An 11,328-nucleotide genomic window follows, 5' to 3' on the forward strand; every position below is an offset into this window, starting at 1 on the left:
TGTCTTCAGTTTCAAGAGACTCAAAACTAATAAAAGTTAAATCGGAAAAAGATGTTACTGCAAAGTTTTCCTTAAACTTTTTGCAAAACATTGTTAGAGAAGCAAATCCTGAGGACAAAATTGTTTTAGAACTAAAATCTGACTCTCCAATGAAAATTTCTTACAAAATTAATAACAATGAAATCAGGTTTTTTTTAGCTCACATGTTATTATAAGTGACCTCATTGTTTTCAGTTGAAGAACTAAGGTTTGCACAAAAATTTCCGTTTTCAAACCTTGCAAAAAGAGTGGTGAAAGAACAAGACTTTTCTTTAGATAAAATTCCAGAATCAATTATTTCTCGCGCTAGCTTAATGATTTTAACAGCATTAAAAAACAAACAATACAACCCGCAAATTTTTTCCTCGTCAACTCTTTTAAAAGAAGAAATTTGGAATGACTCAGCCTTAGAAAAAACCCTCTCCCAAAACGGCCTGCAGCCTTTCTTTGAATTAGGAGAACAGCTAACCAAATCAAAAGCCAAAGACCGCCAACTCTTATTCAACTTCCTAAATTTGGCCCGCTCAAACGCCCTCCTCAAACAGATTTACCAGGAAAACAAGCAAAACGACTGGTTCGATCTCTGTCTCAAAATCATCGAAAAGTCGAACTTCACCTTAAGTCGTCTGTTTCATCAGCGGGTCGAACAATATAACGTTAAAACGTTGTTTCAAGAGATTCAAGGCAAAGAAATAACCGAACATTGGTGGCTCGATATTAATGAAAAAGTGAATGACATTGCCCGCGGCCTGTTATCCCTGTCAAAGAACAGCAACTCCGGACCTGTGGCCATCCTTTCGGAAAATAGCCTGGAAATGGTTTGTATCGATTTGGCTTGTTTGATGACCGGAATCGTCAATGTGCCCATTCCGGCAAACTCAACTGCAGAATCTGTTACCTATATTCTAAATCATTCAAAAGCCGCAACTATTTTTGTCTCGACCGAAAAGCAGTTGCAGAAAGTATTAAAAACTCGAAGTCAACTCAAAAATCTACAGAATATCGTTATTATCAAACACACAGAAGATTCAAGTAATACCGAAATAATTTCGTTTACCCAATTTATTAAACAGGGAATCGGTGTTTCGGATGCAGACCTTGAGAGCGCTTTTGAGCAGGTTAAACTCAGCGATCTTGCCACGATTATGTACACTTCCGGCACCACCGAAGCTCCAAAAGGCATCATGTTTTCCCATTTGAATATCATTTCTAAAAGATTTGCACGGGCGATTGCCCTGCCTGAAATCGGCGCGGACGACACGTTTTTGTGCTATCTTCCGCTTTATCATACCTTCGGGCGCTATTTCGAGATGATGGGCTGCATCTTTTGGGGCTGCACTTATGCCTTCATGGAAGGCCCTGGAATCGACACCCTGATCGGGAATATGCAGTTGGTCAAACCGACGGTGTTCATCAGCATTCCGCAAAAATGGATTCAACTCTACGAAAAAATACAAGAGGACGTTGATATTGACACCGCACCTCACTCAGAAATTCAAGGGGTCGTGGCAAAGTTGACGGGCGGAAAACTTAAATGGGGACTTTCGGCAGCCGGCTACCTCGATCCGGAGATTTTCAGATTTTTTCAAGAATACGGCATTGAGCTGATGAGCGGTTTCGGCATGACCGAAGCCACAGGCGGCATCACCATGACCGCGCCTTTTCAGTACTGTGAAAATTCAGTTGGCCCGGCCCTGCCTGGAATTGACATTGAGCTCGCCAAAGACGGTGAGATGAAAATGCGCGGACCTTACGTGATGATGGGCTACTTGAACGAAAAATCAAACGGCATTGAAGATGGTTGGGTGTATACCGGCGACATTTTTTCTAAAGATGCAAACGGGTCTTATGAGATCATTGACCGCAAAAAAGAAATCTACAAAAACATCAAAGGGCAAACCGTTTCGCCGCAAAAGATCGAGAATTTGTTTCGCGATTTCGAATCGGTGCAAAGTGTATTTTTGGTCGGTGACCACCGGGAGCACAACACTCTTCTGCTCTACCCTAATTTTGAATATGAGCAGGTAAACTTTAAAAAGTTAAAAGATGAAGAGCTGCGCGAGTTTTTTAACTCTCTCATCGTTTCCGTCAACAGGTTTTTGGCGCCGTTCGAGCGAATCGTTAATTTCGACATCATCGATCGGGATTTTGATATAGAGAAAGGAGAGCTCACACCAAAGGGCACTTACAAACGCAAAGCCATCGAGAAGAATTTTGCTGATATCATCAAAAGCATGTATGGCAAAAAGTACATCGCCTTTAAAATAAACAAACTTGAATTACGTGTCCCGAAGTGGTTCTTGCGAGTGAAAGGATTAACCTCGGATGATCTGAGATTAAAAAACTCTACTCTCTCCTTAAAACAGTTCAAGAAAAAACTCAAAATAAAATCCGCGAATAAAGACACTGTGCAAATCGGCTCACTTTGGTACTCAATTCCAAACGCCTATTTCAACTTGGGCAAATTCATTAATACGCCTGATTTATGGGTTGGAAATTTGGAGTTCGAGAATTTCGTTGGCGAGGTGATCTTGCAGCGCTCTTTGGAACGGGAGAGCAAAGCATCCGACATCAAGGTGTTGCCTAAAAAAACAGATAAAGGGGAATCCAAAATTCTCAATGAACTCAAAAACTTAATTAAAAAAAATGAATTTAACTTGCGCGGAATCCACCTTTCCGCCCATGCGGTTCACTCACTGAATAAAGACCATGCCTTTCCTGCCATCGAATATTTGGGTTCCGTGATTCAGGCTAAAAGCGGGCAAACGTCGCGAATTGCCGCGTCAGTTCTCATGCGAACGTGTGAATTTAAAGACATCTCCATTAAACGCCGGGCATTCGGGATTTTACTTGCGACTGAAAAACGCATCCATCTTGAGGATATTATACAAAACTTTCTCAGACCCGATGAACTCCTTCTGGATAAAAAGATGATTTTAGCTTTGTCTCAACAGGGCTTTGGTAAAGACCAATTAGAGCAGATATTTTCGTTTCTAAAAAATATTTCCAACCAACTGACCTCCAAAAAGAAAAGCGCCTTTAGAAAAATTATCATTTCAATTTTTGACTTACTCACTGCCTACGGGGCCAGGCATTCAAGTTCATACAAAAAAATTCGTGCGGAATTTATTCAGTGGTCGTTATCAAAATTGGATGCGCAGGTTAGCAAACATGCAAAAATGTGTGCTGAGAAACTCTTGTCCGGATATCGAAAATGGATAGGTCCCAATCAACTCTTTGCAGTGGATTCGGACACAGGTGCGGAATATCGCTGGCAGGATGTGATTACTTGCGAAGAGAGCATCCATGTTGAGGACAAAAAGAAAATATTAACCGCGCTTGAAAAAGCACCGGTGATTCGGGAAGCGATTTCTGTGTTCACAAACAGTAAAACGTTGATTCGGCTCGAAGACATCGCGCACAAAGGAATTTGGGTGAGCTTTCTTGGCGCGCGGCATGGTAAAAGCGTTTATCGAATTTCAGTACAAACCCGGCGTGACGGCGCTTTCGATTTGGCAATTAACGTCAATCAAAATCTGTCAAAGAAAGAAGTAGAAAACGAAATATCCTGGTTGATTCGGGCAGGGGTAAAAGAGACTCCCAAGCCGCTGGTTGAAGATTTTGGTGGATACTGGCCTGAGTATGACTTGTGGACTGAAGAATTCATTCACGGGGAAACAGTCGATAAAGTCCTCGCGAGGCTTGAACGGCAAGACCAGGCTGAAGGAACAGGCAAACTTCCGCAGTTCTGGCCTCATTTTGCCTGGAGTGGGTTGCTGGCCTATGTGGATTTCTGGCACCGGACGGACCTTGAATTTGAAATCGCAGACCCGACACCGGCAAACGTGATCGTACCGCTGTATGACTTTCAATTTGGCTCGCGAATCGTTTCGATTTCAAATAGGAAAAATTTTGAGAGTCTTGCGAAAATGATGCTTTCATTTAGAACAAATTTTATTTTAAAAGTAGAAAGCAAGTATACTCAATTAAGGGGACAATCGAGCTGGCACATTATTTTCTCGGCTTTTGTGGAAATTTTAGGTGAGAAAGGCGGATTAGAAATTTTGGCAGAGACAGTCACGACACTTGAAAATTCTAAATTAAATCAGGATGAACGTGAGTTACTTCAAAAGCTAAAAATATTTACTCAGGCGGTACAAGAAAAGGGTTATTTGCCACGGCGGCTTTACTTTGCAATAAAAAGATTTCACCGCTGGCTCGATTTGAATCGAAATGCCACTACCGAAGCTCGTTTACAAAATCTACAGGAATTGATGACAACCTACACACTCAATGATTTGGAAAAAAGGTATCCTGGAGTCAGAGTCCAACTCTTCAGAGATACTGTGTTTGAAAAAAACAAGGACATCAAATGCGGTTTAAATAAAACCGTCCAGGAAATTCATGCTAACTTAAACTCGAACATCGACCTGCTGGGAGCCATTTCAAAGTTAAAGTCTCAAACTTCGTTTTCTGAGGAAGAGAGTTTTTTTCTGACGCGAATGACTTACCCGCATTTGGGACCGAAAGATACAGCTAAACTTATCTCGTTGAGTGAACATGGTACGCCGACGACAACACTGATTGTCTTTATCGAAGATCAAGAAGGGCACAAGTTAGGTATCAGGCGGCCGGCCTCTGCCAAGGAAATCGCAAAGCTGCATAAATTATACACAATGGCAAATTTGCCCATCGAGTTTCGACCCGAGCATCAATATCTCATTGTGGTCAACGAACGCCTGCAAGTGATAGGCGGAATCTTTTACCGCTTTATCGAACCCCAAAATGTGCATTTGGAAAAAATTGTTGTGGATAATCGGTACCGAAAGAAGGGCGTCAGCAACGGCCTGATGCAAGAGTTTTTTAATCGATTAAAAAACCAGGAAGTGAAAATCGTTACGGTTGGTTTTTTGCGTCCGGAGTTTTTCTATAGGTTTGGTTTTAAAATCGAGCACAGTTACGGGAATATGGTGAAAAGGCTCATCGAGGGACGATAGGTCGCCTCTTGGCACAGTACTAGCGTAATGCAACCTGGCAATATACAGTGTTAGCGTGTTCAGGTGTTAAAGTGTTTACGTATTTTATTAAGTTTTTTAATTTCAATATATTAGCACCTGAACACTCGAACACACAAACACGAGAACACTTTACCCACATTGCAACCTTATTTCGAAAACGCTCACTAGGGGATTGCTTCGCTTTGCCCGCAACGACACGTTACTTTTTGGACAGCCCCGAATGCTTTATTGTTTTTCAATCATTGTGTAAAAAGTCTTCTAAAATTGGGTTTAAGCTTAAGGATGGAATGTCGATACTACTATTGAGTTTTACAGTAAGTGTTCCTCCTTAATTTAAGCCTCGGTGTTTTCTGATTCTGCATCTTTTGACTGACAACTGCCCAATACCGAGGCTTTTTTATTCCCTGGACTTTCTAATGCACTTTAAACCTGAATCCACCGGTAATTCCAAAGTATTGCATCTTGGTTTGGTCAAAGTAGTTGTTTACCCTGCCTTTTAGCATGATCCCTGCATATTCGCTGGTTGGTACAAAAAATCCACCGCCGCCGAACACTCCAAAATTGGTGGATGAATACGTACTCACAAAATTATCAGCTGAAGTTGTGCTGATTTTTGGTCTATAAATACCGCCTCCCACTTCAATAAAGAACATCCGGCCGAAAAATTTTTGCACAGCAACCTGCACCTCTAATAAAGAAGAAGACGTATTGGCGGCACCGACCACATTTCCGCTGCCAAGTGATGAACTAACAAAAGTATTATTTAACTCTAATCCTAAATTAAAACCCGATCCGGCTTCTACCATATAGGTCGCGCCAAACTTCAGACTTGGTGAATAAACGGCGCCGAAGTCGCCATTAGGGATGATTAAACCTGCCTGCAAGCCAAGCCACGGCTTTTTAATATTCTGAGAATAGGTCCTGAATGCTATTCCCCGATGCGTGCCGCTAGAACTTTCGACTTGAACTTGCTCAACTGAGGTCTGACTTATAGGCTCGATTTCAGCCTTGGATTCTTGAAAAGAGTTGGCCGGAAAGGTGGGCTTGAGTGCTGGAGGAGGCGTCTTTTGAGCAACAGGAACGGTCGGGGGGTTTCTTCCTGGCTGTTGACTTTTCTGCAGCGTTGCTGAATTCAATTCAAGACTTGAATAAAGTCTATCACCTTTCTGCAACAGTGGCGACTTTGTTCTTTTGACTTGTTGGACTGCTGCCCGATTGGCAGTCGTCCGAAAGACTTTTACTTTGCAAACGTCCGACAAGCCCTTTCCGGCTTCTCTTTTTACAAAATAAATTTGGCCTTCTTTCAGACCTTGATTGGCTCCCTTATTAATAATTGCAAAGCGTCCGCTGACCTTTATTATTTCTATGGTGTCATCAGCCATCAAAAATGTGGCGGAGATGAACGACACTGCTACAAAAAATGAAATATACTTTCGCATTTTTCACCTCAGTTGTGTTGTGATGCTTACCGTAGGTGCTTAAAAAAAATGTTTAAGCTTTTTTGAGGAACACTCTTCTTAAAGCAAAGGATATACCAACCTTTTAGATATGTATTTAAGTGCCAAATAAACAGTGTGCTAATCCAAGCAAATGTTTAAAAAACATGTACATATAAATGGGGTGTTTACATGATTGTAATACAAAAGCGTAATGAGGAATTTTAAACTTAAAGTTTATCGAACATCAGTGTCTCGGAAAAAATAGTTTGAGTAAAATTTACCAAGAGCTTAGAAGGAAGGAATTAAATATGTGAAAAGAAGAAAAAGGGACACAGTATCGCACCGTGTCCCTTAGGATTTCATTATTAATTTAAGCCAAGCTAAAAATAAATAGCAGGGACTGCACTACCAAAAGCAATTACCGTGGCGATCGAACCAATAACAACCATAAGAATCAAGCCAACAATCAGACTTACGACAGTATAAGCAACGGTTTTATCCTCCGGGCTTTCCATCAGGATTGGCAGGCCAAGATATAATATGTAAATGCCATACACACCACCTAACATCGCTAACACTTGTAAGCCGGGAATAATGTGAAAGATTCCGGCCACAAAAGCAGGAGTCCAGGCATAAACCGTCAGTTTAAAGGCACTTAAATCGTGCTTCGTAGCATTAAAACTTGGGGCGAGTGCGTCAATTACTTTGCTGTAAACAAAAATACTTACCAGACTAAATATGTAAAATAATGCGGCATAAAACAACGTTCCGATAAAACTCCGCCGACCGAAAACCGAATGTCCCACCAAAGCCAAGCCGATAAATTGCGCAACAGCGGGAATGGCTGCTAAAATCGCAACGTATTCCTTCATGAAATCTGCGATGGACATTTCTTCAGATTTCACCGCGGTTAAAGCATCCTTCGGCGATAGTAAGATCGACTTAACTCGTTCAATTATTTTTTCCATACGCCTCTCCTTTCTTAGATTAGATTAAAAAAGAAATTTTATTAATTATGATCAAGCCTCCATCCAAACATTATTCTGGCCCAGAAGCGTGCGCAATTGCGTAATAACTTCCGGTGACGGGTTCACTTTCACATTCTTGGATTTAATTATTTCTTTTGAATTTTCATCAGTCTTTACATTAAAAAACAAGTTACAATTACCGGGGTTTTGTTTCAACAAAATGTTGATTTGATTTAACACCGGATCATCAACTCCGATCTTCTCAACGGAAAGATGTAAATTTTTGCCGCAATGTTCCCAGACTCTATCCAAAAGTACAATCTCCTCGCAAATGATTTTCGGTTTTTCTTCTTCGCGAAAACTAACTCTGCCGACGATCAAAATCATCGAATCATCTGCCAGAAATTCTCGATATTTTTCATAGACACTTGAAAATACAATGACCTCGGCGGACCCCAAAAAATCTTCTAAAGTGACAAACGCCATTGGTTTATTTTTGCGATCCAAAATATTTTTACTTTCATTTACAATACCACAAACTTTGACAGGCGTTCCATCTTTAAAATTTTCCAATGCATCTAAGCTGGTAGAAGAGAACGTTTTTACTTCTTCCTTGAATTTGTTCAAGGGATGTCCGGAAACATAAAATCCAAGAATCTCTTTTTCATATGCCAGGGCACGCGAATCTTTCCAGGGGGAAAGTAGCGGAAGATCCGGATACTGTATGGAGGCATTTCCTTCACCTCCAAACAAGCTCGTCTGGCCCTTCAGTTTTTCTGCATGTGAAGATTGAGCAAAGCTAACTGCCATCTCCGCAGCCTGCAATTTTTGAGCGCGATGTCCCTCCAGAGAATCCATTGCCCCGCCTTGAATTAAACTTTCCAGGACTTTTTTATTGGCCAGCCGCGAATCATTTCTTTCACAAAACTCAAAAATATTTTTGTACCTGCCATTCTCTTTACGTTCTGTTACAATGGATTTAATTGCGTTCTCGCCAACATTCTTCACGGCGCCCAGGCCAAAGCGAATCGCATTGTCTTTAACAATAAAATCAAAATAACTTGCGTTCACATCCGGGGGTTCCACTGTTATGCCCATTCGTTTGCATTCATCCACCAGAATGACGACGCGATTTTTACTTCCCATTTCGCTTGATAGAGTTGCAGCCATAAATTCTGCGGGATGATGCTTCTTAAGGTAAGCCGTTTGAAACGCGATTAAAGCATAGCAGGTTGAATGCGGCTTAACAAAACCATACCCGGCAAACTTGTCCATCAAATCAAATATTTCGTTGGCTAATTTTTTCTCGATATTCTTTTTTTCACAGCCTTCTAAAAACAAAGAGCGTTGTTCCGCCATCAATTCGGCTTTTTTCTTACCCATTGCCCGACGCAACAAATCCGCGTTCCCCATGCTGAATCCGGCCAATTCACTTGCGATTCGCATAACCTGTTCCTGGTAGACAATAACTCCGTAGGTTTCTTTAAGAACCGGTTCCATTAAGGGGTGCAAATACTCTATCTTCTTTTGACTGTGCCGGCGTTTAATAAAATCGTCTATCCATTCCATTGGTCCCGGCCGGTAAAGGGCGTTCATCGCAATAAGATCTTCAAAAACTTGCGGCTTAAGTTTTCTCAAATAATCCCGCATTCCCGAGCTTTCAAATTGAAAAATCCCAACGGTTTCACCTTTAGAAAAAATTTCGTAGGTTTCTTTGTCATCCAAAGGAATCTCATTCAACTCAATTTCAATACCCTTTCGTGATAGGGTTTTGAGTGTCTTATCGAGAACGGTTAAAGTCCTGAGCCCAAGAAAATCCATTTTGAGAACGCCGATATCTTCGAGGATTTTCATATCATATTGCGTGGTCACATCACCTTGCGAAGATTTGTAAATTGGTGTGTAGTTGGTCAATTCATCCGGGGTGATTACAACACCTGCGGCATGGGTGGAAGCGTGGCGCGCGAGGCCTTCCAGGGTCTTTGAATAATCGACAAGCTGACTATACTCATCCTGTTTAGCAAGTTTTTTTAAATCAGGCACGGCTTCAAGTGCTTTATCGAGGGTCATGTTTGGAACTGCCGGGATCATTTTGGCAATTCGATCCACGTCGCCGTAGCTAATTTTAAGAACACGCCCAACGTCACGAATAACCGCCCTGGCAGCCATCGTTCCAAATGTGATAATTTGAGTTACGTTTTCTTCGCCATACTTATCCTTGACATACTCGATGATTTCCTCACGTCTCTCATAACAAAAATCAATATCAATATCAGGCATGTTAACTCGTTCCGGATTCAGGAATCGTTCAAAAATCAAATTGTATTGCAGCGGATTTATGTTGGTGATTTCCAGACAGTAGCAAACCAGACTACCGGCTGCAGATCCGCGCCCGGGACCTACCGGGATGCACTTACTTTTTGCGTAACGAATAAAATCCATTACAATCAAAAAGTAGCTGGGGTAACCCATTTCATTAATAATATTCAGCTCATGATTCAGTCTCTCATCAACTTCCTGGGTAATTTCCCCGAACCGGTTTTTTGCGCCTTCATAAGTTAGTTTTTTCAAATAGTCGGCGAGAGAGTCCACTCCTTCATTCTCAGGGATTTCAAATTTAGGCAGGTAAGTGGTGTCAAAATCCAATTCCAGGTTACATTTTTCAGCAATCTCGGACGTGATATCTAAAGCGCTTTGAAACTCGGAAAATGATTGAGCCATTTCAGACTGGCTCTTGAAGTAAATTTGATCGGTTGTATAGCGGAGCCGTTTTGGATCATCTCGATCCTTTCCGGTTTGCAGGCAAATTAAAACATCGTGGGGTAAATAGTGCTCCCTCTTTAAATAGTGAATGTCATTTGTTGCAACCAAAGGAATGCTCAATTCACCGCCTAATTCCCTCAGTCCCTCGCGAACCTGATTTTCCTCATCGATTCCATGGTTATGAATTTCAAGATAGTAGTCATCTTTGAAAATTTCCCTATACTCTAGAGCTGATTGCTTTGCCGCGTCATATCCTTTTTTTAATAAGTAATAAGGAACTTCCCCCTTCAGGCAGGCCGAAAGGGCAATGAGGCCTTCACTGTATTTTTGCAGCATCTCTTTGTCGACTCGCGGGCGATAATAAAAACCTTCAAGATAACCGATTGAAACAAGGCGCATCAGGTTTCGATAGCCGGCTAAATTTTTAGCCAGAAGCACCAAATGAAACGATGTGTCTGATACCTTTTTGTCTGATTTACGTTCTTTGCGGCTGCCCGGTGCAACATAAGCTTCGACGCCAATGATCGGCTTGAGATCTTTTTTACGCGCAGTTTTATAAAACTCAACAGCGCCGAACATATTGCCATGATCCGTCAACGCCAATGCGGGCATATTATTTTCGACAGCAGCATTTGTGAGCGCATCGATCTTGCAAGCTCCATCCAGCAAGCTATAATGAGAATGGTTATGGAGATGAACGTATCCAGGCATAGCAAATTTGAACTAAAATGCTTTAGTTTAAAACAAAATAATACAGGTATTTGGTTTAAGTTTTAGCTTAAGGGAAGAAAGCAAGTAAAAGGAAGTCATCTCGATTAGGTCGATGACTTCCTTTTAAGAAAATTATATCGTTTACTCTAATATCACAATACGGCATAATCTAAATATTCAAACCCAGGAACTCACGTTCGGCTCTGGCAACATATTCACTATCTTGGTAAAAAGCCAACAAATTACTCAACTCAAGTTGTGCGAGGCGGGGATCTCCGGCTTTAAGATAAGCGATCCCGATCATAAATTGAGCGTCATCAGTCTTATTATTGTTTTCAAAAGCGAAAACTCTCTCGAACTCAGCAATGGCCACTTGGTAATTTCCCAAAG

Annotated in this window: 6 protein-coding genes; 2 read left to right on the forward strand and 4 right to left on the reverse strand. The window is 41.4% G+C overall.

What is annotated here, in order from left to right; genetic code table 11:
• Nucleotides 1–215: hypothetical protein (locus tag IH879_12005; protein ID MCH7675660.1), on the forward strand; the 215-nt coding region annotated here is incomplete at its 5' end.
• A 138-nt stretch (nt 216–353) separates the two neighbouring features.
• Entirely contained in the window at nt 354–5,036 is a 4,683-nt protein-coding gene (locus IH879_12010; protein MCH7675661.1) for a GNAT family N-acetyltransferase, read from the forward strand.
• 434 nt (nt 5,037–5,470) lie between these two features.
• Here IH879_12010 and IH879_12015 read toward each other — a convergent pair whose 3' ends face one another.
• The 4 genes from IH879_12015 to IH879_12030 form a co-directional block, all read right to left on the reverse strand.
• Entirely contained in the window at nt 5,471–6,496 is a 1,026-nt protein-coding gene (locus IH879_12015; protein ID MCH7675662.1) for a hypothetical protein, read from the reverse strand.
• Between the two features lie 380 nt (nt 6,497–6,876).
• A complete protein-coding gene (locus IH879_12020; protein ID MCH7675663.1) occupies nt 6,877–7,464 on the reverse strand; it encodes a YIP1 family protein in 588 nt (195 codons plus the stop codon).
• A 51-nt stretch (nt 7,465–7,515) separates the two neighbouring features.
• Entirely contained in the window at nt 7,516–10,938 is a 3,423-nt protein-coding gene (locus IH879_12025; GenBank protein ID MCH7675664.1) for a DNA polymerase III subunit alpha, read from the reverse strand.
• Between the two features lie 169 nt (nt 10,939–11,107).
• The coding region (locus IH879_12030; GenBank protein MCH7675665.1) for a tetratricopeptide repeat protein at nt 11,108–11,328 on the reverse strand (221 nt) is incomplete at its 5' end.

The sequence above is a fragment of the candidate division KSB1 bacterium genome (assembly GCA_022562085.1).
Taxonomy (GTDB): domain Bacteria; phylum Zhuqueibacterota; class Zhuqueibacteria; order Oceanimicrobiales; family Oceanimicrobiaceae; genus Oceanimicrobium.